Source organism: Serratia bockelmannii, assembly GCF_051803255.1.
GTDB lineage: Bacteria > Pseudomonadota > Gammaproteobacteria > Enterobacterales > Enterobacteriaceae > Serratia > Serratia bockelmannii.
Genome location: NZ_CP196512.1, coordinates 3,574,879 through 3,600,178, shown reverse-complemented (window position 1 = coordinate 3,600,178; position 25,300 = coordinate 3,574,879). Strand labels below are relative to the sequence as shown.

The following is a 25,300-nucleotide window of genomic DNA, read 5'->3' as shown; positions in this document are numbered from 1 at the left end:
ATGCATGATCAAAAAGACAATCACGCAGTCAACGATGCGCTCGAGCCCATCAATGCAGCCGCTCCTCAGAGCGGCGTTGATGCATTTGTACTGAGCGCGGAAGAACGTGATGCGATCGAGCACGAAAAGCACCATTACGAGGATCCGCGCGCCGCTTCCATCGAAGCACTGAAAATTGTGCAGAAGCAGCGCGGCTGGGTTCCGGACGGTGCGATTTACGCCATCGCGGAAGTGCTGGGCATCCCCGCCAGCGACGTAGAAGGCGTGGCCACGTTCTACAGCCAGATTTTCCGTCAGCCAGTAGGACGTCACGTGATCCGTTATTGTGACAGCGTTGTTTGTCACATCACCGGTTACCAGGGCATTCAGGCCGCTATCGAGAAGAAGCTGAACATCAAGCCGGGTCAAACCACTTTTGATGGCCGCTTCACGCTGCTGCCGACCTGCTGTCTGGGCAACTGCGATAAAGGGCCGACCATGATGATTGATGAGGACACTCACAGTCAGTTGAAGCCTGAAGATATCGAGACGCTACTGGAGCAGTATCAATGACCAAGCACATTGTACGCACTCCCGAAACGCATCCGCTGACCTGGCGTCTGCGCGATGACAAGCAGCCGCTGTGGCTGGACGAATACCGCAGCAAAAACGGCTATGCCGGCGCAGAGAAGGCCCTCAAAGGCCTGGCCCCGGACGAGATCGTCGGCCTGGTGAAAGATTCCGGGCTGAAGGGCCGCGGCGGCGCGGGCTTCTCCACCGGTTTGAAGTGGAGCCTGATGCCGAAGGACGAATCCATGAACATCCGTTACCTGCTGTGTAACGCCGATGAGATGGAGCCGGGCACCTATAAAGACCGCCTGCTGATGGAGCAGCTGCCGCACCTGTTGGTGGAAGGCATGCTGATCTCCGCGTTCGCGCTGAAAGCCTATCGCGGGTACATCTTCCTGCGCGGCGAGTACATCGAAGCGGCGGCGCACCTGCGTCGCGCCATCGCGGAAGCCACCGAAGCCGGCTATCTGGGCAAGAACATTCTCGGCACCGGGTTTGATTTCGAGCTGATTGTGCACACCGGCGCCGGCCGTTACATCTGCGGCGAAGAGACCGCGCTGATCAACTCGCTGGAAGGCCGCCGCGCCAACCCGCGCTCCAAGCCGCCATTCCCGGCCAGCGCCGGCGTCTGGGGCAAGCCGACCTGCGTCAACAACGTCGAAACGCTGTGCAACGTGCCGGCCATTTTGGCGAACGGCGTGGAGTGGTACACCGGCATCTCCGGCAGTGAAGACAAAGGCACCAAGCTGATGGGCTTCTCCGGCCGGGTGAAAAATCCGGGCGTCTGGGAGCTGCCGTTCGGTACCACCGCGCGCGAGATCCTGGAAGACTACGCCGGCGGCATGCGCGACGGTCTGCGTTTCAAAGCCTGGCAGCCGGGCGGCGCGGGCACCGACTTCCTGACCGCCGATCACCTCGACCTGCCGATGGAATACGGCGCGATCGGCAAAGCCGGCAGCCGTCTCGGCACCGCGCTGGCGATGGCGGTAGACCACGAGATCGGCATGGTGCCGCTGGTGCGTAACCTGGAAGAGTTCTTCGCCCGCGAGTCCTGCGGCTGGTGTACGCCATGCCGCGACGGCCTGCCGTGGAGCGTGAAGATCCTGCGTGCGTTGGAAAACGGCGAAGGGCAGCCGGGGGATATCGAAACCCTCGAACAGCTGTGCCGCTCCCTCGGCCCGGGCAAAACCTTCTGCGCCCACGCGCCAGGTGCCGTAGAGCCACTGCAAAGCGCGATTAAATATTTCCGTGAAGAGTTCGAGGCGGGTATCGCCGTGCAGCACTTCGGCAACGCCCATGCGATTGGCGGCATTCAGCCGAACAATCTGCTGAAGCAGCGCTGGTAAGCCGAACTCGCCCGAACACGGCCAGAATTTTTGATTAACGCCTGCCGCAAGGCAGGCCACTTGGAAGCATGCTGACTATGGCTACGATTCATGTAGACGGCAAAGAGTATGAGGTAGACGGGGCGGACAACCTGCTGCAGGCTTGTCTTTCCCTCGGCCTTGATATTCCTTACTTTTGCTGGCATCCGGCGCTGGGAAGCGTCGGCGCTTGCCGCCAATGTGCGGTAAAGCAATACCAAAACGCGGAAGATACGCGCGGCCGTTTGGTGATGTCCTGTATGACCCCGGCATCCGATGGCACCTTCATCTCCATCGATGACGGCGAAGCGAAGCAGTTCCGTGAAAGCGTGGTCGAGTGGTTGATGACCAACCACCCGCACGATTGCCCGGTCTGTGAAGAAGGCGGTAACTGTCACCTGCAGGATATGACGGTAATGACCGGCCACAGCTTCCGCCGCTACCGCTTCACCAAGCGTACCCACAACAACCAGGAGCTGGGGCCGTTTATCTCGCACGAGATGAACCGCTGCATCGCCTGCTACCGCTGCGTGCGTTACTACAAAGACTATGCGGACGGCACCGACTTCGGCGTGTACGGCGCGCACGACAACGTCTACTTCGGTCGCCCGGAAAGCGGCACGCTGGAAAGCGAGTTCTCCGGCAACCTGGTGGAAGTGTGCCCGACCGGCGTATTCACCGACAAAACGCACTCCGAACGCTACAACCGTAAATGGGACATGCAGTTCGCGCCGAGCATTTGCCAGCAGTGCAGCATCGGCTGTAACACCAGCCCGGGCGAACGCTATGGCGAGCTGCGCCGTATCGAAAACCGTTACAACGGCAGCGTGAACCACTACTTCCTGTGCGACCGCGGTCGTTTCGGTTACGGCTACGTCAACCAGAAAGATCGTCCGCGTCAACCGCAGCAGCTGCGCGGCGATGACTGGATCACCCTGAACGCCGAGCAGGCGATGCAGGGCGCGGCGGACATCCTGCGTCAGGCGAAGAAAACCATCGGCATCGGCTCCCCGCGCGCCAGCCTGGAAAGCAACTTCGCACTGCGCGAGCTGGTCGGCGCCGAGAACTACTACACCGGGATCGCTCAGGCGGAGCAATCACGCCTGGCGCTGATGCTGAACGTGCTGAAAAACGGCGGCGTCCATACGCCGGCGCTGCGTGAGATCGAAGATTACGACGCGGTGCTGGTGCTGGGCGAAGACCTGACGCAAACCGGTGCGCGTATCGCGCTGTCCGTGCGCCAGGCCGTCAAGGGAAAAGCTCGCGCGATGGCGGCGGCGCAACGTGTTGCCGACTGGCAGATCGCGGCGGTGCAGAACATCGGTCAGCACGCCAAGTACCCGCTGTTCACCACTAACATCGACAACACCCGCCTGGACGACATTGCCGCCTGGAACTACCGCGCGCCGGTGGACGAGCAGGCACGCTTCGGCTTCGCCATCGCGCACGCGCTGGATAGCGCAGCGCCGGCGGTGAACGATCTGGCCGACGGCCTGAACAAGAAAGTCGATATCATCGTGCAGGCGCTGACCGGCGCACGCAAACCGCTGATCGTGACCGGCAGCAACGCCGGCAGCGAAGCCATCATCGAAGCGGCGGCCAACATCGCCAAAGCGTTGAAGGGCCGCGGTTCCGACGTCGGCATCACCTTCGTGGCGGGCGCCGCCAACAGCATGGGTCTGGCGATGATCGGCGGCGGTTCGCTCGATCAGGCGTTGGAACAGCTGGCGAGCGGCGCAGCCGACACCGCCATCGTGATGGAAAACGATCTCTATCGTCATGCGCCGGCGGCGCAGGTGGACGCAGCGTTGGCCAAGGTCAACAACCTGATCGTCGCCGATCACCAGCGCACCGCGATCATGGACAAAGCCAACCTGATCCTCTCCTCGGCCAGCTTTGCCGAGAGCGACGGTACGCTGATCAACCAGGAAGGCCGCGCGCAGCGCTTCTTCCAGGTATACGATCCGGCTTACTACGACGACGCCAAGAAGAATCAGTTCACCGTGATGCTGGAAAGCTGGCGCTGGATGCACTCGCTGCACTCCACCTACACCAGCCGCCATGTGGACTGGACTCAGCTCGATGACGTGATCGCCGCTTGCGTCGCCGCGTTGCCGCAGCTGCAGGGCATCGTCGATGCCGCGCCGGACGCGACGTTCCGCATTCGCGGTCAGAAGCTGGCGCGTTCGCCGCACCGTTCCAGCGGCCGTACCGCCATGCGCGCCAACATCAGCGTGCACGAGCCGCGTCAGCCGCAGGATAAAGACACCATGTTCGCCTTCTCGATGGAAGGGAACAACAGCCCGCTGGCCGATCGTCAGCAGATCCCGTTCGCCTGGGCGCCAGGCTGGAACTCACCGCAGGCATGGAACAAGTTCCAGGCCGAAGTGGGCGGCAAACTGCGCCACGGCGATCCGGGCGTGCGCCTGATCGAAGCGGGGGAGGGCAGCCTCGGTTACTTCGACCGCGTGCCAGCCGCCTTCAATCCGAACGACGGCTGGCGTGTCGCGCCTTACTACCACCTGTTCGGCAGCGATGAAATGTCGCAGCGCTCTCACGTGATCCAGCAGCGCATGCCGGAAGCTTACGTGATGGTCAACCCGGCCGACGCGGCGACCCTTGGCGTCAACGCGGGCAGCCTGGTGGAGTTCAGCTGTGCGGGCCAGACCTTGCGTCTGCCGGTACGTCTGAGTGAAACCCTGACCCAGGGCCAGGTTGGTTTGCCGCTCGGCTTGCCAGGGATCCCGCCGATTTTGGTGGGTGCTAAGGTAGACAATCTGCGGGAGGCAGCACGATGAGCTGGTTTACCCCTGAGGTGATCGACATTCTGATCGCCGTTCTTAAAGCGGTCGTGATCCTGTTGGTGGTCGTGGCGTGCGGGGCGTTCATGAGCTTCGGCGAACGCCGCCTGCTCGGCCTGTTCCAGAACCGTTACGGACCGAACCGCGTAGGCTGGGGCGGCTCGCTGCAGCTGGTCGCCGACATGATCAAAATGTTCTTCAAGGAAGACTGGGTACCGAGATTCTCCGACCGGGTGATCTTCACCCTGGCGCCGATGATCGCCTTTACTTCCCTGTTGCTGGCATTTGCCATCGTTCCGGTCAGCCCGACCTGGGCGGTGTCCGATCTCAACATCGGTATTCTGTTCTTCCTGATGATGGCCGGCCTGGCGGTGTACGCCGTGCTGTTCGCCGGATGGTCGAGCAACAACAAATACTCGCTGTTGGGCGCGATGCGCGCCTCCGCGCAAACCCTGAGCTACGAAGTGTTCATCGGCCTGTCGCTGATGGGCGTGGTGATGCAGGCGGATTCGTTCAACATGCAGGCCATCGTTGAATCCCAGGCGCACGTCTGGAACGTCATTCCGCAGTTCTTCGGCTTCGTGACCTTCGCGATCGCCGGCGTGGCGGTGTGCCACCGTCACCCGTTTGACCAGCCGGAAGCCGAGCAGGAACTGGCCGACGGTTACCACATCGAATATTCCGGCATGAAGTTCGGTCTGTTCTTCGTGGGGGAATACATCGGTATCGTCACCGTGTCCGCCCTGATTGTGACGTTGTTCTTCGGCGGCTGGCAGGGTCCGTTCCTGCCGCCATTCATCTGGTTCGCGTTGAAAACGGCCTTCTTCATGATGATGTTCATCCTGATCCGTGCCGCGCTGCCGCGTCCGCGTTATGACCAGGTGATGTCCTTCGGCTGGAAAGTGTGCCTGCCGCTGACGCTGCTGAACCTGCTGGCAACCGCCGCGGTCATTTTGTACAACGCTCAATAAGGGGTGAATAAACCATGACATTGAAAGAGTTAGTGGTTGGTTTCGGCACCCAGGTGCGCAGCATTTGGATGATTGGCATGCATGCCTTCGCCAAGCGCGAAACCCAGATGTATCCGGAAGAACCGGTTTACCTGCCGCCGCGCTACCGTGGCCGCATCGTGCTGACGCGCGATCCGGACGGCGAAGAGCGCTGCGTCGCCTGTAACCTGTGTGCGGTGGCCTGCCCGGTCGGCTGTATCTCGCTGCAAAAAGCGGAACAGAAAGACGGCCGTTGGTATCCGGAGTTCTTCCGCATCAACTTCTCGCGCTGCATTTTCTGTGGCCTGTGCGAAGAGGCTTGCCCGACTACCGCTATCCAGCTGACGCCGGATTTCGAACTGGGTGAGTACAAGCGTCAGGATCTGGTGTACGAAAAAGAAGATCTGTTGATCTCGGGGCCGGGTAAATATCCGGAATATAACTTCTACCGGATGGCCGGTATGGCGATTGACGGCAAAGCCAAAGGCGAAGCCGAAAACGAAGCCAAACCGATCGACGTCAAAGGTCTGTTGCCCTAAGGAGCCAGCAAGCATGGAAATTGCATTTTATCTGGCAGGTTTGATTGCGGTGGCCGCGACGATTCGCGTGATCACCCATACCAACCCTGTGCATGCGCTGCTGTATCTGATCGTCTCGTTACTGGCGATCTCGGCAGTCTTCTTCTCTCTCGGCGCCTACTTTGCCGCCGCGTTGGAAATCATCGTCTATGCGGGCGCCATCATGGTGCTGTTCGTGTTCGTGGTGATGATGCTGAACCTCGGCAACGTGCAGCAGCAAGAGCGCGACTGGATGAAGCCGACGGTGTGGATCGGGCCTGGCCTGCTGTCGCTGGCGCTGCTGGTGGTATTGATCGTCGCGATCCGCAGCGTATCCGATCAGGGTATCAGCGGTGAGATGGTCGACGCGAAGGCGGTGGGTATCAGCCTGTTCGGGCCTTACGTACTGGCGGTTGAGCTGGCTTCAATGCTGCTGTTGGCGGGTCTGGTTGTCGCCTTCCATATCGGCCGCGAGCACAAGCCTGGCGAGGTGCTGAGCAACGCGCCGGCGAGTGGCGAAATGGCGAGAAGAAAATCGGAGGAGCAAGCATGATCCCTCTTCAACACGGCCTGATCCTGGCGGCTATCCTGTTTGTGCTCGGGCTGACCGGGCTGCTGGTGCGCCGCAACCTGCTGTTTATGCTGATCAGCCTGGAAGTGATGATCAACGCTGCGGCGTTGGCGTTTATCGTGGCGGGAAGCTACTGGGGCCAGGCGGATGGGCAGGTGATGTACATCCTGGCGATCAGCCTGGCGGCAGCCGAGGCCAGTATCGGCCTGGCGCTGCTGCTGCAGCTCTACCGTCGTCGTCATACCCTGAATATTGATACTGTCAGTGAGATGCGCGGATGAACCTATTATATTTAACAATTCTGCTACCGCTGATCGGGTTCCTGCTGTTGGCATTTTCCCGCGGTCGTTGGTCTGAAAACACGGCGGCCACCGTCGGCGTGGGTTCTATCGGCCTGGCTGCGCTGGTCACGGTGTATGTGGCGATGGATTTCTTCGCCCAGAAAGCCGCCGGCGTGCAGCTGTTCGAGCAAAGCCTGTGGACCTGGATGGCCGTCGGCAACTTCAATATCGGCGTGACCCTGGTGCTGGACGGCCTGTCGCTGACCATGCTGTCGGTGGTCACCGGCGTCGGCTTCTTCATCCACATGTTCGCTTCCTGGTACATGCGCGGTGAAGAGGGCTATTCGCGCTTCTTCGCTTACACCAACCTGTTTATCGCCAGCATGGTGGTATTGGTGCTGGCGGACAACCTGCTGCTGATGTATCTGGGTTGGGAAGGCGTGGGCCTGTGCAGCTACCTGTTGATCGGTTTCTACTATAAAGATCCGGCCAACGGCGCGGCGGCGATGAAAGCCTTTATCGTCACCCGCGTGGGCGACGTGTTCCTGGCGTTCGCGCTGTTCATCCTCTACAACGAGCTGGGCACGCTGAACATCCGCGAGCTGATGATCCTGGCGCCGCAGAAACTGGCGGTGGGCGACACGGCCATCACCTGGGCGACCCTGATGCTGCTGGGCGGCGCGGTCGGTAAATCGGCGCAGCTGCCGTTGCAAACCTGGTTGGCGGACGCGATGGCGGGCCCAACCCCGGTTTCCGCACTGATCCACGCGGCGACCATGGTGACCGCGGGCGTCTATCTGATCGCCCGTACGCACGGCCTGTTCCTGATGGCGCCGGAAGTGCTGCACCTGGTGGGCATCGTCGGTGCGGTCACTCTGCTGCTGGCCGGCTTCGCCGCGCTGGTGCAGACCGACATCAAGCGCGTGCTCGCTTACTCCACCATGAGCCAGATCGGTTACATGTTCCTGGCGCTGGGCGTGCAGGCATGGGACGCGGCGATCTTCCACCTGATGACCCACGCGTTCTTCAAGGCGCTGCTGTTCCTGTCGTCCGGTTCGGTGATCCTGGCTTGCCACCACGAGCAAAACATCTTCAAGATGGGCGGCCTGCGCAAGAGCATCCCGCTGGTGTACGTCTGCTTCCTGGTGGGCGGCGCGGCGCTGTCTGCGTTGCCGCTGGTCACGGCCGGCTTCTTCAGTAAGGACGAGATCCTGGCGGGCGCGATGGCCAACGGTCACATCAATCTGATGGTTGCCGGCTTGGTTGGTGCGTTCATGACCTCGCTGTACACCTTCCGTATGATTTTCATCGTGTTCCATGGCGAAGAGAAAATCAAAGCGCATGCCGGTAAAGGCATCACTCACCATCTGCCACTGCTGGTTCTGCTGGTGCTGTCTACCTTCGTCGGCGCGATGATCGTGCCGCCGTTGCAGGGCGTGCTGCCGGATACCACCGAACTGGCGCACGGCAGCGTGCTGACGCTGGAAATCACCTCTGGCGTGGTGGCTATCGTCGGCATTCTGCTGGCGGCCGCGCTGTGGCTGGGCAAACGCAGCCTGGTCAACAGCATCGCCAACAGCGCGCCGGGTCGTTTCTTCTCGACCTGGTGGTTCCATGCCTGGGGCTTCGACTGGCTGTATGACAAAGTGTTCGTCAAGCCGTACCTGGGCATTGCGAAGCTGCTGCAGCGCGATCCGCTGAACTCGCTGATGAACCTGCCGGCCGTCTTCTCCCGCTGGGGGAACCGCGGTCTGACGGTGAGCGAGAACGGCCAGGTGCGTTGGTATATAGCGTCTATGGGTGTGGGTGCAGTGGTCGTATTGGCTCTGTTGATTTTGGTTTAATTGAATAATTTAAACAGACGCATTTTTCGGGCGTAGCGCCGGGCAGGCGCTACGTACAAAGTTTGAAATTATTCGTATAAGGGACACAAAACGCCATGCTATTACCTTGGCTAATTCTTATCCCCTTTATCGGCGGTCTGCTGTGCTGGCAGCTTGAGCGCTTCGGTACTAAGGTGCCGCGCTGGATAGCGCTGATCGCAATGGGGCTGACGTTGGCGCTCTCTCTGCAGTTGTGGATGCAGGGCGGCTATACCTTGACCACGCCGAAAGGCATTCCGCAGTGGCAGAGCGAATTCCTGCTGCCGTGGATCCCGCGCTTCGGCATCTCCATCCACCTGGCGCTGGACGGTCTGTCGCTGCTGATGGTGGTGTTGACCGGTCTGCTGGGCGTGCTGGCGATCCTCTGTTCCTGGCGTGAAATCCAGAAGTATCAGGGCTTCTTCCACCTCAACCTGCTGTGGATCTTGGGCGGCGTTATCGGTGTGTTCCTCGCCATCGACATGTTCCTGTTCTTCTTCTTCTGGGAAATGATGTTGGTGCCGATGTACTTCCTGATCGCGCTGTGGGGGCACAAAGCGTCGGACGGTAAAACCCGTATCACCGCGGCGACCAAGTTCTTCATCTACACCCAGGCCAGCGGTCTGGTGATGCTGATTGCGATCCTGGGCCTGGTGTTCGTGCATTACAACGCCACCGGCGTGTGGACCTTCGATTACGAAGACCTGCTGCAAACGCCGATGTCCCACAACGTGCAATATCTGCTGATGCTGGGCTTCTTCATCGCCTTCGCGGTGAAAATGCCGGTGGTGCCGCTGCACGGCTGGTTGCCGGACGCGCACAGCCAGGCACCGACCGCAGGTTCCGTCGACCTGGCGGGCATCTTGCTGAAAACCGCGGCCTACGGCCTGCTGCGTTTCAGCCTGCCGCTGTTCCCTGAGGCTTCGCACGAGTTCGCGCCAATCGCCATGTGGCTGGGCGTGATCGGCATCTTCTACGGCGCCTGGATGGCGTTCGCGCAGACTGACATCAAGCGTCTTATCGCCTACACCTCGGTATCGCACATGGGCTTCGTGCTGATTGCCATCTACACCGGCAGCCAGCTGGCTTACCAGGGTGCCGTGATCCAGATGATCGCGCACGGTCTGTCCGCCGCCGGTATGTTTATTATCTGCGGCCAGCTGTATGAGCGTCTGCATACCCGCGACATGCGTCAGATGGGCGGCCTGTGGGGGCGTATCAAATTCATCCCTGCGCTGTCGCTGTTCTTCGCCGTGGCTACGCTGGGGATGCCGGGTACCGGTAACTTCGTCGGTGAATTCATGATTCTGTTCGGCAGCTACCAGGTGGTGCCGGTGATCACCGTGATCTCTACCTTCGGTCTGGTGTTCGCTTCGGTTTACTCGCTGATCATGATGCAGCGCGCTTACTACGGTGCGCCTAAATCCGACCAGCCGCTGCAGGGCATGACCGCGCGCGAACTGTTCATCATTCTGCTGCTGGTGGTGTTGCTGGTTCTGCTGGGGGTTTACCCGCAGCCGATTCTGGATACTTCCAACGCGGCGATGAGCAACGTGCAACACTGGTTTGGTTCGTCAGTTTCAGCAATTTCAACAACAAGGCCGTAATTCGCCATGACAATAACTCCTCAACAACTGATCGCACTGCTGCCGCTGTTGATCGTCGGATTGACGGTGGTGGTTGTGATGCTAGGCATTGCGTGGCGACGCGACCACTTTATCAACGCCACCCTGACCGTGATCGGTCTCAACCTGGCGCTGCTTTCGCTGTACTTTGTCGGCCAGGCAGGCCCAATGGACGTCACCCCGCTGCTGCGGGTTGACGGCTACTCGATGTTCTACACCGGGCTGGTGCTGCTGGCGAGTCTGGCGACCTGCACCTTCGCCTATCCGTGGCTGGTCGGCTATCCGGATAACCGCGAAGAGTTCTACTTGCTGGTGCTGATCGCCGCCATGGGCGGCATCCTGCTGGCGAGCGCCAACCATCTGGCTTCGCTGTTCATCGGTATCGAGCTGATCTCGCTGCCGCTGTTCGGCCTGGTGGGTTATGCCTATCGTCAGAAGCGCCCGCTGGAAGCTGCCATCAAGTACATGCTGCTGTCCGCCGCCGCGTCGTCGTTCCTGCTGTTCGGCATGGCGCTGCTGTACGCTGAATCCGGCGATCTGTCGCTGGCCGGCCTCGGCAAGAGCCTGCAGGAAAACATGATGCACCAGCCGCTGATCCTGGCCGGTATGGGCATGATGATCGTCGGTCTGGGCTTCAAGCTGTCGCTGGTGCCGTTCCAACTGTGGACGCCGGACGTGTATCAGGGCGCGCCTGCGCCGGTCTCGACCTTCCTGGCAACCGCCAGCAAGATTGCGATCTTCGCGGTCGTGATGCGTCTGTTCCTGTATGCCCCAGCCGCCGACAACGAAGCGCTGCGCCTGGTGCTGTCGATCATCGCGTTCTGCTCTATCTTGTTCGGCAACCTGATGGCCATCAGCCAGACCAACATCAAGCGTCTGCTGGGTTACTCGTCGATCGCTCACCTGGGCTACCTGCTGGTGGCGCTGATTGCGGTGCAAACCCATCAGCTGTCGCTGGAAACCGCCGGCGTTTATCTGGCCGGTTACCTGTTCAGCAGCCTGGGCGCCTTCGGCGTGGTCAGCCTGATGTCCAGCCCATACCGCGGCCCGGATGCGGATTCGCTGTTCTCTTACCGCGGCCTGTTCTGGCATAAGCCAATCTTGTCTGCGGTGATGACGGTGATGATGCTGTCGCTGGCCGGTATTCCGATGACGCTGGGCTTTATCGGTAAGTTCTTCGTGATCGCGATGGGCGTCAGCGCACACCTGTGGTGGCTGACCGGCGCAGTCGTGGTAGGCAGCGCCATCGGCCTGTACTACTACCTGCGCGTGACCGTCAGCCTGTTCCTCAGCGCGCCGGAATCGCTGCAGCGCGACACCCCGAACAACTGGGCGTTGACCGCCGGTGGCGTCGTGGTGCTGATCTCCGCCGCGCTGGTGCTGCTGTTGGGTGTTTATCCGCAGCCGCTGATTTCGCTGGTGCAGATGGCGCAGCCGACGTTCTGATAACGCTTCAGACAGTAAAAAGGTCGCTTCGGCGGCCTTTTTTTATGGAGAAACGGCACTTAGCCGTAATGGGCGCTAAACGACGTTTCCAGCGCCTGCACCACCGCGCGCACGCGGGCGACACGCTGCAAATCGGGATGCAGCACCAGCCAGATATCCACCCAGTCTTTATTCTCTGGCAACAGGCGCACCAGCTCCGGGTCTTTATCCGCCAGAAACGCGGAGAGCAGGCCGATGCCTAGCCCGCTGCGAGTGGCGGAGCGCAGCAGCAGCTGTGAATTGCATTGCAGCACGACGTTGGGCTCGTGCAGGGCTTCGCCGCAGAAATTGTTCCAGTGGCGCGGCACCAGCTTGCGCGGGAACATCAGCAGATCGTGACCGCGCAGCTGCTCGCCTTTGACCGGCATACCTCGCCGAGCCAGATAGTGCGGGCTGGCGTACAGGCCCATCTCGATGGTGGCCAGCCGCTTGATGATCAGTTCATCGTCATCGGGGCGTGCACCGCGGATCGCCAGATCCGCGCCGTGATAAGAGATATCGGCGATGTTCAGTGCCGTCAACAGCGTGACGGTGATGGCCGGATAGCGTTCCCGCAGATCTTGCAGCGCGGGTATCACGAAGGCTTCGGCCAGGGTATCGGTGGTGGCGATGCTCACGTGGCCGTGCAGGCTGTCATCGCCGCTGGCGGCTTTGCGGTTGATCGCCTGCACCGCATTCTCCATCTTCATCACGTCCGCCAGCATTTCTTCCCCCAACGGGCTGAGGGCGAAGGATTTCGGCGTGCGGATAAACAGCTTGGAACCGAGAGCGTCTTCGAAAGCGGAGAGCCGTCGACCGACGGTCGCCTGATCGACATGCAGCTGGTTGGCGGCTTTGCGTAGCGTGCCACAGCGTGCGACGGCCAAAAAGAAGCGCGCGTCGTCCCAATTCATCATGCCATTTCCTCTCTGCAGATTTGTCGGCGCCGTGGGGCACAGGCCGAGCCAGGCGAACAATAACGGTTTCTATCATAAAGCGTTGTTCTGCCCGGGGGGAGAGAAAGACGGTTAGCGGGCTGCACATCGGCGGTTATTTCTCCGGTGATGCAAGAATGCATCAGGGTGATTCATTCTTGACGATACTTCGCCCGTCGCCGGAACGCTATGATAAGCGCCGTTCCCGGCAGGCCGGGTGAGGAAAATGTCGACGGCAGGCCGCCGTCTGCCGACTTTGGGAGTTGAAACATGTCAGAAAATACCGCCAGCCAGATTGCGGCGCCGCAAAATGCTCAGGCGTCGGGCAGGACAATTTTATTGTTCCTGGCGCTGGCTTTGATGTCGGCATTGCTGAACAGCAGCGCGCCGACGCCGCTTTATCCGCTGTATCAGCAGCAGCTTACGCTAAGCTCGGTCAGTCTGACCGTCATCTACGGCGCCTATGCCGCCGGCGTGCTGATCTCTTTGTTCGGCGTCGGCAATCTGGCCGGCAAAGTAAAGGATTTACGCAGCATGATCGTGCCGGCATTGCTGGTGGTGTTGAGCGGCGCCCTGCTGTTCGCGCGGGCTGATACCTTTGCCATGATGCTGATGGCGCGGCTGTTGGCCGGGGTGGGCACCGGGGCGCTAACCGGCGCGGCGAACATCGCGTTGGTGCGGTTTGGGCCGCGCGACGGCGGCAAAAATGCGGCGTTGATCGCGACGCTGTCATTCACCACCGGATTGGCGCTGGGCCCGATCTTCAGCGGCATCGCCTTGCAGACCGGTTTCCATCCCACGACGCTGCCATTTGTTTTCATCATGGTCATGGCCGCCGTGGCTGCGTTGGGCGTGATGTTCTCGTGGCCGCGTGGCGTGGTTACGGCGCCGAGCCATGTTACGTCGGCCGAGACAGAAAAAAGCTCGCTGCTCGATGGCTTGCGCGCCACCGGCGGTAAATTCTTTGTGTGTGCAGGGGCTTTATTTATCTGTTGGGCGCTGGCCGCCAGTATTTTGGCAATCGGCCCCGGCGTGGCGGAAACGCTGTTAGGCCTGCACGCTCGTGGCGTCTTTGGCTATGCGATTGCGGTGTATCTGCTGATCGCCGGTATCAGCCAGATCCTGAGCCGCCGCGTTAACGCCCGTCATTCGCTGTTGTTCGGTTGCCTGGCGCAGGTGCTGGCGGCAGTGGTGTTCACCATGGCGATCCAGTGGCATTCTCTTGGGCTGGCGGCGGTGGGGCTGGTGGTGGCCGGCTATGCTTATGGCGCCATTTTCGTCGGCAGCGCGACCCTGGTGAACCTGATTTCGCCGCTGACCAGCCATGCGCGTTTGCTTTCGCTGTTTTACGTTATCGCTTATATCGCCAACTGGGTGCCGATCTTGCTGGGCGTGGTGGTCGATCGCGTCGATCTGAATCAGGCAACCCATTTGCTGTTCCTGGGCAGCACCGTGGTGTGCCTGTTGTTGGCATGGAAGACGTCCCGGGTGGGGTTCCCTCGCTAATTACTTTGTGATGAATATCTATTTTTTATAATTAATAATTCTTTAATTACATTTATAGTGTGATTTTCATCGCATAAATTGGCCTGTTTTCGGGTAAACTGCGCGCTTTCTTTTTGCTGCAGGTCACTTTATGAACGTTCTTTTCGCCATTGCCGTCACCACCGGGATCCTGTCCGGCGTTTGGGGATGGGTTGCCGTCAGCTTGGGCCTGATCGGTTGGGCCGGCTTTCTCGGCTGCACGGCGTATTTCGCCTGCCCGCAGGGCGGACTGAAAGGGCTGTTGATCGGCGCGTTGACCTGCTGCAGCGGCGTCTTCTGGGCAATGGCGATCATCCACGGCAGCGAACTGGCGCCGCAGTGGAATCTGCTGGGGTATCTGCTGACCGGCATCGTGGCGTTCCTGATGTGCATTCAGGCTAAACAGCAGTGGCTGGGATTCGTACCCGGCACCTTTATCGGCGCCTGTGCGACCTTCGCCGGCGGCGGCGATTGGCCGCTGGTGACGCTTTCCCTGCTGGTGGGCCTGCTGTTCGGCTATGCGATGAAAAACAGCGGTCTGTGGTGGGCGGCACGCAGCGATAAAGCCCGCGCTACGCCGCCGATGGACCCGAATGCCGGCTCAAACGGTGCCGCCGAGTGAGTTGCTGCCGCGCCGCTGTGCGGCAGTATCTCCTGATAACCAGGACGGTAACGCTGTTGAAAATTGTCTATTTTAAAAGGGATAGGTATTGACTCTTCCTGTAGGGATTGCGTGAGATCACGTTAAAAGTAACAGGGTTTCGTAACATTATTTTCAGTGATTTCCATCACGTTTTTACCGGTAACAATCGGCTGAGATAGAGGCCTGTCCGATTGGAGGCCTGAAGGCCGGGAATCACCATGCACAACCTGTTTTCTCTGGATAACAAAACCGTCTTAATCACAGGTGCCTCGCGCGGCATTGGTTTTCTGCTGGCGCGCGGCCTGGCACAGCAAGGCGCGCATATTCTGATCAACGCCACCACCGAAGAACATGCCCGGCACGCCGCCGATCGCCTGCGTGAAGAGGGACTGCGCGCCGATGCGGCGGCGTTCGACGTCACCGACTCCCAGGCGGTGCATGCCGCCATCGACCGTATCGAAGCGGACATCGGCGCGATAGACGTCTTGATCAACAACGCCGGTATCCAGCGCCGTCACCCGTTCACCGAATTTCCGGAGCAAGATTGGGACGACATCATCGCCGTCAACCAGAAGGCGGTCTTCATCGTGTCGCAGACCGTAGCGCGTTATATGGTGCCGCGCCGGCGCGGCAAGATAATCAATATCGGTTCGATGCAAAGCGAGCTGGGGCGGGACACCATCACCCCTTATGCGGCGTCCAAGGGCGCGGTGAAAATGCTGACGCGCGGCATGTGCGTGGAGCTGGCGCGCTACAACATTCAGGTCAACGGCATCGCCCCCGGCTACTTCAAAACCGAGATGACGCAGGCGCTGGCCGACGATCCGGCCTTCACCGCCTGGCTGACCCAACGCACGCCTGCCGCGCGCTGGGGCGATCCTCAGGAGTTGATCGGCGCGGCGGTGTTCCTGGCCGCCGACGCCTCCGCCTTCGTCAACGGGCAGTTGCTGTTTGTCGATGGCGGCATGTCTGCGGCGGTGTAATCTTTTTTCGTGGAGTCTGGAGATGAAAATTCAAACCCAGTCCTGCGTGGTCAATGGCAAGCGAGACGTGGCGGTGATCGCGCAAGAAGTGGATTATCGGGGGCAGGGAACGCTGGTAAAAATCAGCCGCGGCGGCATCTGCGGCTCGGATCTGCATTACTTCCAGGAAGGCAAGGTCGGCAATTTTCAGGTGCGTCAGCCGATGGTGCTGGGCCATGAGGTGATCGGTGAGGTGGTCGCCAGCGATTCGCCGCAGCTGCCGGTCGGGCAGAAGGTAGCGCTCAATCCCAGCAAACCCTGCGGGCAGTGCAAATACTGTCTGGCGCAGCAAAGCAATCAATGCGTCGAGATGCGCTTTTTCGGCAGCGCGATGTATTTTCCGCACGTCGACGGCGCTTTTACCCAATACAAAGTGGTGGATAGCGCGCAGTGCATTCCTTACGCCGCCGATCGCGACGACAGGGTAATGGTGTTCGCCGAACCGCTGGCGGTGGCTGTCCACGCGGCGAAGCAGCCCGGCGATGTGACGGGGAAAAAGATTTTCGTGTCCGGCGTTGGCCCGATCGGCTGCCTGCTGGTGGCGGCGCTGAAAGCGCTGGGCGCCGCCGAGATTGTCTGCGCCGATCTCAGTCCGCGCTGCCTGGCGATCGCGAGGCAAATGGGGGCCGATCGGTGCCTGCATGCCGCGGACGACGATTTTAGCGGTTATCTGCAGGACAAGGGGTATTTTGACGTCGCCTTCGAAGTGGCTGGGCACCCGCAGTCGCTGCAGCGCTGTCTGGAGATCACCTGCGCCAAAGGCACTGTGGTGCAGGTGGGCATGGGCGGCAGCTTCCCCGATTTTCCGCTGATGTTGTTGATTGCCAAGGAACTGAATCTGCTTGGATCGTTCCGCTTCGTGGCGGAGTTCGCGTTGGCGGTGGCCTGGCTGGCCGACGGCGTGATCGATCCGCTGCCGTTGCTGTCGGCGGAATTCGCCAGCGGGCAGTTGGCGCAGGCGCTGACGTTTGCCGGCGATAAACGCCAGGCTGCCAAGGTGCAATTGGTGTTTTAGGGTAAAAGTCCGATGGCCGCAGGCGGCGATCCTTGTCTATAGTGTAGGAACGCTTAATTTTTCAACCACGGAGATCTCACGATGGCAAGACATACGGATGCTGAGCAAACTACGCTGGATGACGATCTGAGAATGCTGACCGAGACGCTGGAAGAAGTGCTGCAATACACCGGCGATCGCGCGGATCAGGCCTACATCGACATCAAGTCGCACGCCGAGCAGGCGCTGAGTGAGGTCAAGGCGCGCTGGGCGAACACCGGCGAATCTTACTATGCGCGCGCCAAAGAAGCGGTGCACCGCACCGACGACTACGTGCGGGACAAACCCTGGCACAGCGTGGGCATCGGCGCCACCGTCGGGCTGGTGCTGGGATTGTTGCTGGCTCGCAAATAAACCATGCCATCGGGGCGGCGCAGGCCGCCCCGTGTTTTTCTTCAGACTGTGTTGTTCATTCCGCCGTTTTACCGAAAGCTTTTCCTTACCCTGCCTATACTTCCCGCTAGCCGCCGTTGGAGCACCCCTATTTCCCTTGTTTTTATATGGACGGATTGAGCCGACGCCGCCGCAAGTGTAAAGTGTTTGTGTATTTATTGTTTGTTTTTTGTTCTAAATCAAATAATTATCTGGTGTAAACACCCAGGGATATACGGCGTTCTTGCGCTGGCGCAAAAGCCGTGAAAATAACACCTCATATAATACAGAGCGTAACTACAGGCGCGGCGTCTGTCGGCTGCGTCGGAGACGATCTCTGCTAACTGACTTGTGAGCGAACTATGTCGACAAGTGTTTTTAATCGCCGGTGGGCGGCTGTGCTGCTCGAGGCGCTGGCCCGCCATGGGGTGCGGCATGTTTGTATCGCTCCGGGATCGCGCTCCACGCCGCTGACGCTGGCCGCCGCGGCCAACCGATCGTTTATCTGCCATACCCATTTTGATGAGCGCGGGCTCGGTCATCTGGCACTCGGGCTGGCGAAGGCGGCGCGTGAGCCGGTGGCGGTGATCGTCACGTCCGGCACCGCGGCGGCGAACCTTTACCCGGCTTTAATCGAAGCCGGCCTGACCGGTGAACGGCTGGTGTTTCTCACCGCCGATCGGCCGCCGGAACTGATCGACTGCGGCGCCAATCAGGCGATCCGTCAAAACGGCCTCTACAGCAGCCACCCGACGCTGGCGATCGATCTGCCGCGTCCTACGCCGGATATTCCGGCCGCGTGGCTGGCCTCCAGCGTCGACAGCGCGATGGCGCGCTTGCAGCATGGCGCTTTGCATATCAACTGCCCGTTCGCCGAACCGCTGTACGGCGGCGATGAGCGTCACTATGCCGATTGGTCCGCCGCGCTGGGCGACTGGTGGCAGAGCGATCGGCCTTGGCTGCAGGAAAGCGAGACGCATGCAGTGCCATTGCCGCAGCCGGACTGGTTTTTCTGGCGACAAAAGCGCGGCGTGGTGCTCGCCGGCCGCATGAACGCACAAGAGGGCGCACAGGTGGCGGAATGGGCCGAAACGCTGGGTTGGCCACTGATCGGCGATGTACTGTCGCAGACCGGGCAACCGCTGCCCTGTGCCGATTTGTGGCTCGCGCATCCGCAGGCGCAGCGCCTGTTGCAAGACGCGCAGCTGGTGGTGCAGTTCGGCGGCAGCTTGACCGGCAAACGCCTGCTGCAGTGGCAGGCGCAGTGCCGGCCGGAAGAGTATTGGGTCATCGACGAGCTGCCGGGGCAGCTCGATCCGGCCCAGCACCGGGGGCGGCGCCTGCGCGCCGGCGTGGCGCAGTGGTTGGCGCAGCATCCGGCGCAACCGCGCGCGCCGTGGGCCGCCGGGCTGGCTGCGCTGGCGGATAAGGCGCTGACGGCGGCGTCCACGCATCTGTACGATAACTTTGGCGAAGCGCAGCTGGCGCACCGCCTGCCGGAACTGTTGCCGGAGAACGGCCAGCTGTTTCTCGGCAACAGCCTGGTGGTGCGACTGATCGACGCGTTAACGCCATTGCCCGTCGCTTACCCGGTATTCAGCAACCGTGGCGCCAGCGGTATCGACGGTCTGATTTCCACCGCCGCCGGCGTACAACGTGCCACCGCCAGGCCAACGTTGGCGGTGGTGGGCGACCTTTCCGCACTGTATGACCTCAATGCGCTGGCGCTGCTACGCCACTGCTCGGCGCCGACGGTGCTGATCGTCGTCAATAACAACGGCGGCCAAATTTTCTCGCTGCTGCCGACGCCCGAAGAAGATCGTCAGCGCTTTTACTGCATGCCGCAGAACGTCGAGTTCAGCCATGCGGCGGCGATGTTCCAGCTTGACTACGCGCGGCCGGAGAACTGGAGCCAGCTGCAACAAGCGGTTGAGCAAGGCTGGCGGCGCGGCGGCGCCACGCTGATAGAACTGCAGGTGTCGCCGAGTGAAGGGGCCGAAAGCCTGCAATACCTGGTACAACAGATGGCGGTGCAATGATGCTGGCGACGCGAATTTTGCAACAGGGCGAAGCGGGCCGCCCGTGGCTGGTGTGGCTGCACGGCCTGCTCGGCAACAACAATGAATGGCGGGTGATCGCCGCGCGCTGCCCGGAATGGCCGTCGCTGGCCATCGATCTGCCCGGCCACGGCGATTCCGTGGCGGTGGGCTGCCGCGGCTTCGACGACATCAGCGCGCAAATCGCCGCGACCCTGCAACTGCGCAATATTGAACGTTATTGGCTGGTGGGCTACTCGCTCGGCGGGCGCATCGCCATGTATCACGCTTGCCACGGCCGCCATGACGGCCTGCAAGGGGTGATCGTCGAGGGTGGCAATCCGGGGCTGGAGGACGAACAACAGCGCCGCGATCGTTGCGAGCAGGATGCACGATGGGCGGCGCGTTTTCGCAGTGAGCTGATTGCCGAAGTCCTGGCGGACTGGTATCAGCAGCCGGTGTTCAAAGAGCTTAGCCATGTGCACCGCCAGGCGCTGATCGCCGCGCGTTCGGTCAACAGCGGCCCGGCGATTGCCGACATGCTCGAAGCCACCTCGCTCGGGCGGCAGCCTTATCTGGCGCCGCAGCTGCGCCAACTGACCGTGCCGCTGCGGGTGCTGTGCGGTGAGAACGACCCCAAATTTCAACGGCTGGCGCGCGACGCCGGGTTGCCGTTGCGCATCGTGCCGCAGGCCGGCCACAACGCGCATCTGGCCAATCCGCAGGATTTCGTCGCCGAGCTGCAGACATTTCTCGTTAACCCTGGTTAAAGGAACCGAACATGCTTTATCCGAATGAAGAACACCTGTATGCCGCTATCGCCTGGCAGGATTGCACCGGCGATTTCGAAGACATCCTGTATCACAAATCCGCCGACGGCATCGCCAAAATCACCATTAACCGGCCGCAGGTGCGCAACGCGTTCCGCCCGCAAACGGTCAAAGAGATGATCGACGCGCTGGCCAACGCCCGTTACGACGACGGCATCGGCGTCATTATTCTGACCGGCGCCGGCGATAAGGCCTTCTGCTCCGGCGGCGATCAGAAAGTGCGCGGCGACTACGGCGGCTATCGCGACGACAGCGGCGTACACCACCTCAACGTGCTGGACTTCCAACGCCAGATCCGCACCTGCCCGAAGCCGGTGGTGGCGATGGTGGCCGGTTATTCGATCGGCGGCGGCCACGTGTTGCACATGATGTGCGATCTGACCATCGCGGCGGATAACGCCATCTTCGGCCAGACCGGTCCGAAAGTGGGCTCGTTCGACGGCGGCTGGGGCGCGTCTTACATGGCGCGCATCGTCGGCCAGAAGAAGGCGCGCGAAATTTGGTTCCTGTGCCGCCAATACGATGCCGCCGCCGCGCTAGACATGGGCCTGGTCAATACCGTGGTGCCGCTGGCCGAACTGGAAAAAGAGACGGTGCGCTGGTGCCGCGAAATGCTGCAGAACAGCCCGATGGCACTGCGCTGTCTGAAGGCGGCGCTGAATGCCGACTGCGACGGCCAGGCCGGTTTGCAGGAGCTGGCGGGCAACGCCACCATGCTGTTCTACATGACCGACGAAGGGCAGGAAGGGCGCAACGCGTTCAACGAGAAGCGCCAACCGGACTTCAGCAAATTCAAGCGTAACCCGTAATGAGCGGAACAAACCGCAGCGCGGCGCTATACCGTTACAGCCTGCCGATGGAGGCGGGCGTGGTGCTGCGCAATCAACGGTTGAAAACGCGTGACGGGTGGGTGGTGCAGCTGTGTCAGGGCGAGCATGAAGGTTGGGGCGAGATCGCGCCGCTGCCGGAATTCAGCCGGGAAACGCCGGCGCAGGCCGAACAGGCCGCGTTGGGCTGGCTGCAGGCCTGGTTGGCGGGCAACGAACCGGAGCACAGCGCGTTGCCCTCGGTGGCCTTTGGGCTCAGCTGTGCGCAGGCCGAGCTGGAGCAGCGTTTGCCGATGCAGGCGGATTTTCGCAAGGCGCCGCTGTGCACCGGCGATCCGGATGAGCTGTTCGAGACATTGAGCGCTTTGCCGGGCGAGAAAGTCGCCAAGGTGAAGGTGGGGCTGTATGAGGCAGTGCGGGACGGCATGATCGTCAACGTGTTGCTGGAGGCGCTGCCGGATCTGCGGCTGCGGCTGGACGCCAACCGCAGCTGGACCCGCGCCAAGGCTGACGGCTTCGCCAGGTATGTTAACCCGGCATGGCGCGATCGTATCGCCTTCCTGGAAGAGCCCTGCAAGACCCGTGATGAATCGCGCGACTTCGCCCGGGCGACCGGTATCGCCATCGCCTGGGATGAGAGCGTGCGGGAGGCGGACTTTGTGGTGCAGGCCGAGCCGGGCGTGGCGGCCATCGTGATCAAGCCGACGCTGGTCGGCAGCCTGGCGCGTTGCCAGACGCTGGTGGCGCAGGCGCACGCGGCGGGCCTGACGGCGGTGATCAGCTCCAGCCTCGAATCCAGCCTGGGGTTGACTCAACTGGCGCGCATCGCCCATTGGCTGACGCCGGATACCGTGCCGGGCCTGGACACGCTGGGGTTGATGCAGGCGCAGGTGCTGCGCCCGTGGCCGGGCAGCGCGTTGCCGCTGCTGGATGTCTCGGCGCTGGAGTGCCTATGGCGCCGTTGAACGATTGGCCGTGGCGACACTGGGCGCGCACTCAGCCGCAGGCGACGGCGCTGATGCTCGGCGAACAACCGCTGAGCTGGCTGGCGTTGCAGAGCCAGGTGGATGAGCTGGCGGCGGATTTCCAGCATCAGGGCGTTGAACCGGGCTGCGGTGTGGCGCTGTGCGGTAAAAACAGCTATCCGTTGCTGCTGGCCTATCTGGCGCTGTTGCAGTGCGGCGCACGCCTGTTGCCGCTCAATCCCGCCTTGCCGACGCCGCTGCTGGCGCAGCTGTTGCCGGAATTGGATATGACCTTTGTCTTCGGCCCGGACTCGTTGCCGGCGCTGCCGGAAGACGTGATTCGATTGACCCCGCCGTCGACCGAGCCGCGTTGGCCAGACCTGCCGACGTGGGATGCGCAGCGTCTGGCGACGCTGACGTTGACCTCCGGTTCCAGCGGCATGCCGAAAGCGGCCGCACACAGCTATGCCAACCATCTGGCCAGCGCCGCCGGGGTGTTGGGGCTGATGGCGTTTCAGCGCGAGGATTGCTGGCTGCTGTCATTGCCGCTGTTTCACGTCTCCGGCCAGGGTATCGTCTGGCGCTGGCTGGCGGCGGGCGCCCGGTTGGCGGTGCGCGAGATGCACCCGCTGAACGAGGCGTTGGCGGGATGCACGCATGCCTCGTTGGTGCCGACCCAGCTGTGGCGGCTGCTAGCGCAACCGCTGGCGGACATGACGCTGAAGGCGGTGCTGCTCGGCGGCGCGATGATCCCGGTGGAACTGACCGAGCGGGCGGAGGCGGCGGGGATCCGTTGCTGGTGCGGCTACGGGCTGACCGAACTGGCCTCCACGGTGTGCGCCAAGCGCGCCGATGCGCGGCCGGGTGTCGGCCTGCCGCTCGGCGGCCGCGAGGTAAAACTGGTGGATGAAGAGGTCTGGATCCGCGCCGACAGCCTGGCGCTTGGCTACTGGCGTCATGGCCATCTGCAGCCGTTGGCCGATGAACAGGGCTGGTTCCCGACCCGCGATCGCGGCGCGATGATCGAGGGGGAACTGCGAATTCTCGGCCGGCTGGACAACCTGTTTTTCAGTGGCGGCGAAGGGGTGCAGCCGGAAGATATCGAACGCGTGCTGGCGGCGCATCCGCAGATATCGCAGGCGTTTGTGGTGCCGGTGGCGGACGCCGAGTTCGGCCAGCGGCCGGTGGCGGTAATCGATGGCGATCCGTCGCTGTCGCTGCCGACGCTGCTCGCCTGGTCGCAGGATAAGCTGGCCAATTTCCAACGCCCGACGGCATTGCTTCCGCTGCCTGACGAGCTGAAAAACGGCGGCATCAAGATTTCGCGCCGCCGGTTGCAGGTATGGGTGGCGGAGCGCCTGCGTCCGGCATAAAAAAAGCCGCCCGAAAGGGCGGCTGAGTGAATGATGCAGGGGGATTATTTCAGCCCCAACGCCTTGGCGACGCCGGCGCCGTAGTCGGGGTGCACCTTGGTGAACAGCTCGACCTGACGGCGCTGGATGTGTTCCGGCACCTGCGACAGTTCGCCGGCGATGCGGGTGAACATGCGCTGGTGCTCTTCGGCGCTCAGCAGGTTGAACAGCGCGCGCGGCTGGCTGTAGTAATCGTCGTCTTCACGATGATTCCAGTGGTCGGCCGCGCCCTCAATGCTCAGCGGCGGCTCGCTGAAGTCCGGCTGCTCCTGGAACAGGCCGAAGCTGTTCGGTTCGTAGGTGGCGCCGTTGCCGCTGTTGCCGTCCACGCGCATCGCGCCGTCGCGATGGTAGTTGTGGAACGGGCATTTGGCGCCGTTCACCGGGATCTGGTGGTGGTTGACGCCCAGGCGGTAGCGGTGCGCATCGCCATAGGAGAACAGGCGGCCCTGCAGCATTTTATCCGGCGAGAAACTGATGCCCGGCACCACGTTGGCGGGGTTCATCGCCACCTGCTCAACCTCTGAGAAGTAGTTGTCGGGGTTGCGGTTCAGCTCGAAATAGCCGACGTCGATCAGCGGGTAGTCGCCGTGCGGCCACACCTTGGTCAGGTCGAACGGGTTGTATGGCGTCTGCGAGGCCTCATGCTCCGGCATGATCTGAATTTGCAGCTTCCAGCGCGGGAAGTCGCCGCGTTTGATCGCATCGAACAGATCGCGCTGTGAGCTTTCGCGATCCTTGGCGATGATCGCTTCCGCTTCTTCATCCATCAGGTTTTCAATGCCTTGCTCGCAGCGGAAGTGGAATTTCACCCAGAAACGTTCGTTGGCGGCATTGATAAAGCTGAAGGTGTGGCTGCCGAAACCGTGCATGTGACGGTAGGATTTCGGAATGCCGCGATCGCTGAAGTCAATGGTCAGCTGGTGCAGCGATTCCGGCAGGTGGGAGAAGAAGTCCCACTTGTAGACGGGGTTGCGCAGGTTGGTATGCGGATCGCGTTTCACCACGTGGTTGAGATCGGGGAACTTCAGCGGATCGCGCAGATAGAACACCGGCGTATCGTTGCCCACCAAATCCCAGTTGCCTTCTTCGGTATAGAACTTCATGGCGAAGCCGCGAATGTCGCGCTCGGCGTCGGCGGCGCCGCGCTCACCGGCGACGGTGGAGAAGCGGATAAACATGTCGGTCTGTTTGCCGACCTCGGAGAAGATCTTGGCGCGCGTATAGCGGGTGATGTCGTGGGTAACGGTAAAGGTGCCGTAGGCGCCGGATCCTTTGGCGTGCATGCGGCGCTCGGGGATAACCTCACGGTCGAAGTGGGCCAGTTTTTCCAGGAACCACACGTCCTGCAACAGCATCGGGCCGCGTTTGCCTGCGGTGATCACGTTATTGTTATCGACAACCGGGGCGCCGGCTGCGGTGGTCAGTCCTTTCTTGCTCATCACTTGCTCCTTATCGTAGTGCAGTTAAGTAAAGACTCGGGCGGTTTAAGCGTTCATCAGCATAGTCCTTTGGCGGGGCTTCTTCCCCTGACCTTGGTCAAAGCCACTACTAGTTGTAGCCCTATTGGCGAGCGGCGGCAAATAGGTCTCGGTTATCGTTGGCATCGCCTTGACG

22 protein-coding genes are annotated in these 25,300 nt (G+C 61.4%); 20 read left to right on the top strand and 2 right to left on the bottom strand.

The features are described from left to right. The 10 genes from nuoE (at window position 1) to nuoN (ending at window position 12,045) form a co-directional block, all read left to right on the top strand. Window positions 1-552, top strand: a complete 552-nt coding sequence (nuoE, locus tag ACSJLU_RS17135) for an NADH-quinone oxidoreductase subunit NuoE (RefSeq protein WP_004936034.1) — start codon at window positions 1-3, stop codon at window positions 550-552. Next, window positions 549-1,895 (top strand): NADH-quinone oxidoreductase subunit NuoF, encoded by a 1,347-nt coding sequence (gene nuoF, locus ACSJLU_RS17130; protein ID WP_015378579.1) that lies wholly within the window; start codon window positions 549-551, stop codon window positions 1,893-1,895. Before nuoE ends, nuoF begins: the two co-directional genes overlap by 4 nt. A 77-nt stretch (window positions 1,896-1,972) precedes the next feature. After that, window positions 1,973-4,711 (top strand): NADH-quinone oxidoreductase subunit NuoG, encoded by a 2,739-nt coding sequence (nuoG, locus tag ACSJLU_RS17125; RefSeq protein WP_060447996.1) that lies wholly within the window; start codon window positions 1,973-1,975, stop codon window positions 4,709-4,711. Continuing rightward, a complete protein-coding gene (gene nuoH / locus ACSJLU_RS17120; RefSeq protein WP_025303661.1) occupies window positions 4,708-5,685 on the top strand; it encodes an NADH-quinone oxidoreductase subunit NuoH in 978 nt (325 codons plus the stop codon). Before nuoG ends, nuoH begins: the two co-directional genes overlap by 4 nt. Window positions 5,686-5,699: 14 nt before the next feature. Continuing rightward, on the top strand, window positions 5,700-6,242 hold the full coding sequence (gene nuoI / locus ACSJLU_RS17115) for an NADH-quinone oxidoreductase subunit NuoI (RefSeq protein WP_025160170.1): 543 nt from the start codon (window positions 5,700-5,702) through the stop codon (window positions 6,240-6,242). 13 nt (window positions 6,243-6,255) lie between these two features. After that, a complete protein-coding gene (gene nuoJ / locus ACSJLU_RS17110; protein ID WP_019453717.1) occupies window positions 6,256-6,813 on the top strand; it encodes an NADH-quinone oxidoreductase subunit J in 558 nt (185 codons plus the stop codon). After that, a complete protein-coding gene (gene nuoK / locus ACSJLU_RS17105) occupies window positions 6,810-7,112 on the top strand; it encodes an NADH-quinone oxidoreductase subunit NuoK (protein WP_004936014.1) in 303 nt (100 codons plus the stop codon). The genes nuoJ and nuoK overlap by 4 nt, the downstream gene beginning before the upstream one ends. Then, on the top strand, window positions 7,109-8,956 hold the full coding sequence (gene nuoL, locus ACSJLU_RS17100; protein ID WP_019453716.1) for an NADH-quinone oxidoreductase subunit L: 1,848 nt from the start codon (window positions 7,109-7,111) through the stop codon (window positions 8,954-8,956). Before nuoK ends, nuoL begins: the two co-directional genes overlap by 4 nt. A 95-nt stretch (window positions 8,957-9,051) precedes the next feature. Beyond that, on the top strand, window positions 9,052-10,581 hold the full coding sequence (gene nuoM, locus ACSJLU_RS17095; protein WP_025303660.1) for an NADH-quinone oxidoreductase subunit M: 1,530 nt from the start codon (window positions 9,052-9,054) through the stop codon (window positions 10,579-10,581). A 6-nt stretch (window positions 10,582-10,587) separates the two neighbouring features. Continuing rightward, on the top strand, window positions 10,588-12,045 hold the full coding sequence (gene nuoN / locus ACSJLU_RS17090) for an NADH-quinone oxidoreductase subunit NuoN (RefSeq protein ID WP_025303659.1): 1,458 nt from the start codon (window positions 10,588-10,590) through the stop codon (window positions 12,043-12,045). A gap of 59 nt (window positions 12,046-12,104) precedes the next feature. Here nuoN and ACSJLU_RS17085 read toward each other — a convergent pair whose 3' ends face one another. Continuing rightward, the gene (locus ACSJLU_RS17085; protein WP_142591687.1) at window positions 12,105-12,980 is read right to left on the bottom strand and encodes a LysR family transcriptional regulator; all 876 of its coding nucleotides are present in this window, start codon (window positions 12,978-12,980) and stop codon (window positions 12,105-12,107) included. A 288-nt stretch (window positions 12,981-13,268) separates the two neighbouring features. Between ACSJLU_RS17085 and ACSJLU_RS17080 the strand changes: the two genes are divergently transcribed. The 10 genes from ACSJLU_RS17080 to menE all read left to right on the top strand — a co-directional run bounded on the left by ACSJLU_RS17080 (window position 13,269) and on the right by menE (window position 23,644). Further along, on the top strand, window positions 13,269-14,504 hold the full coding sequence (locus ACSJLU_RS17080; RefSeq protein WP_380824520.1) for an MFS transporter: 1,236 nt from the start codon (window positions 13,269-13,271) through the stop codon (window positions 14,502-14,504). 130 nt (window positions 14,505-14,634) lie between these two features. Next, the gene (locus tag ACSJLU_RS17075; protein ID WP_025303656.1) at window positions 14,635-15,144 is read left to right on the top strand and encodes a DUF1097 domain-containing protein; all 510 of its coding nucleotides are present in this window, start codon (window positions 14,635-14,637) and stop codon (window positions 15,142-15,144) included. A gap of 239 nt (window positions 15,145-15,383) precedes the next feature. Next, entirely contained in the window at window positions 15,384-16,148 is a 765-nt protein-coding gene (gene idnO / locus ACSJLU_RS17070) for a gluconate 5-dehydrogenase (RefSeq protein WP_025303655.1), read from the top strand. A 22-nt stretch (window positions 16,149-16,170) separates the two neighbouring features. Continuing rightward, on the top strand, window positions 16,171-17,202 hold the full coding sequence (idnD, locus tag ACSJLU_RS17065) for an L-idonate 5-dehydrogenase (RefSeq protein WP_043136539.1): 1,032 nt from the start codon (window positions 16,171-16,173) through the stop codon (window positions 17,200-17,202). An 81-nt stretch (window positions 17,203-17,283) separates the two neighbouring features. Further along, window positions 17,284-17,595, top strand: a complete 312-nt coding sequence (gene elaB / locus ACSJLU_RS17060; RefSeq protein ID WP_025303653.1) for a stress response protein ElaB — start codon at window positions 17,284-17,286, stop codon at window positions 17,593-17,595. A gap of 380 nt (window positions 17,596-17,975) precedes the next feature. Further along, window positions 17,976-19,652, top strand: coding sequence for a 2-succinyl-5-enolpyruvyl-6-hydroxy-3-cyclohexene-1-carboxylic-acid synthase (gene menD, locus ACSJLU_RS17055; RefSeq protein ID WP_164068449.1), 1,677 nt, complete (start codon window positions 17,976-17,978; stop codon window positions 19,650-19,652). Beyond that, window positions 19,649-20,419: a 2-succinyl-6-hydroxy-2,4-cyclohexadiene-1-carboxylate synthase gene (gene menH / locus ACSJLU_RS17050; protein WP_043136534.1), complete on the top strand. Its 771-nt coding sequence runs from the start codon at window positions 19,649-19,651 to the stop codon at window positions 20,417-20,419. Before menD ends, menH begins: the two co-directional genes overlap by 4 nt. A gap of 11 nt (window positions 20,420-20,430) precedes the next feature. Continuing rightward, a complete protein-coding gene (gene menB, locus ACSJLU_RS17045; RefSeq protein WP_043136531.1) occupies window positions 20,431-21,288 on the top strand; it encodes a 1,4-dihydroxy-2-naphthoyl-CoA synthase in 858 nt (285 codons plus the stop codon). Continuing rightward, window positions 21,288-22,271, top strand: coding sequence for an o-succinylbenzoate synthase (gene menC / locus ACSJLU_RS17040; RefSeq protein WP_060447946.1), 984 nt, complete (start codon window positions 21,288-21,290; stop codon window positions 22,269-22,271). Before menB ends, menC begins: the two co-directional genes overlap by 1 nt. After that, entirely contained in the window at window positions 22,259-23,644 is a 1,386-nt protein-coding gene (gene menE / locus ACSJLU_RS17035; protein ID WP_049207303.1) for an o-succinylbenzoate--CoA ligase, read from the top strand. Before menC ends, menE begins: the two co-directional genes overlap by 13 nt. A 44-nt stretch (window positions 23,645-23,688) precedes the next feature. Here menE and katA read toward each other — a convergent pair whose 3' ends face one another. Further along, window positions 23,689-25,125, bottom strand: coding sequence for a catalase KatA (gene katA, locus ACSJLU_RS17030; protein WP_060420075.1), 1,437 nt, complete (start codon window positions 25,123-25,125; stop codon window positions 23,689-23,691). Window positions 25,126-25,300: the final 175 nt, after the last annotated feature.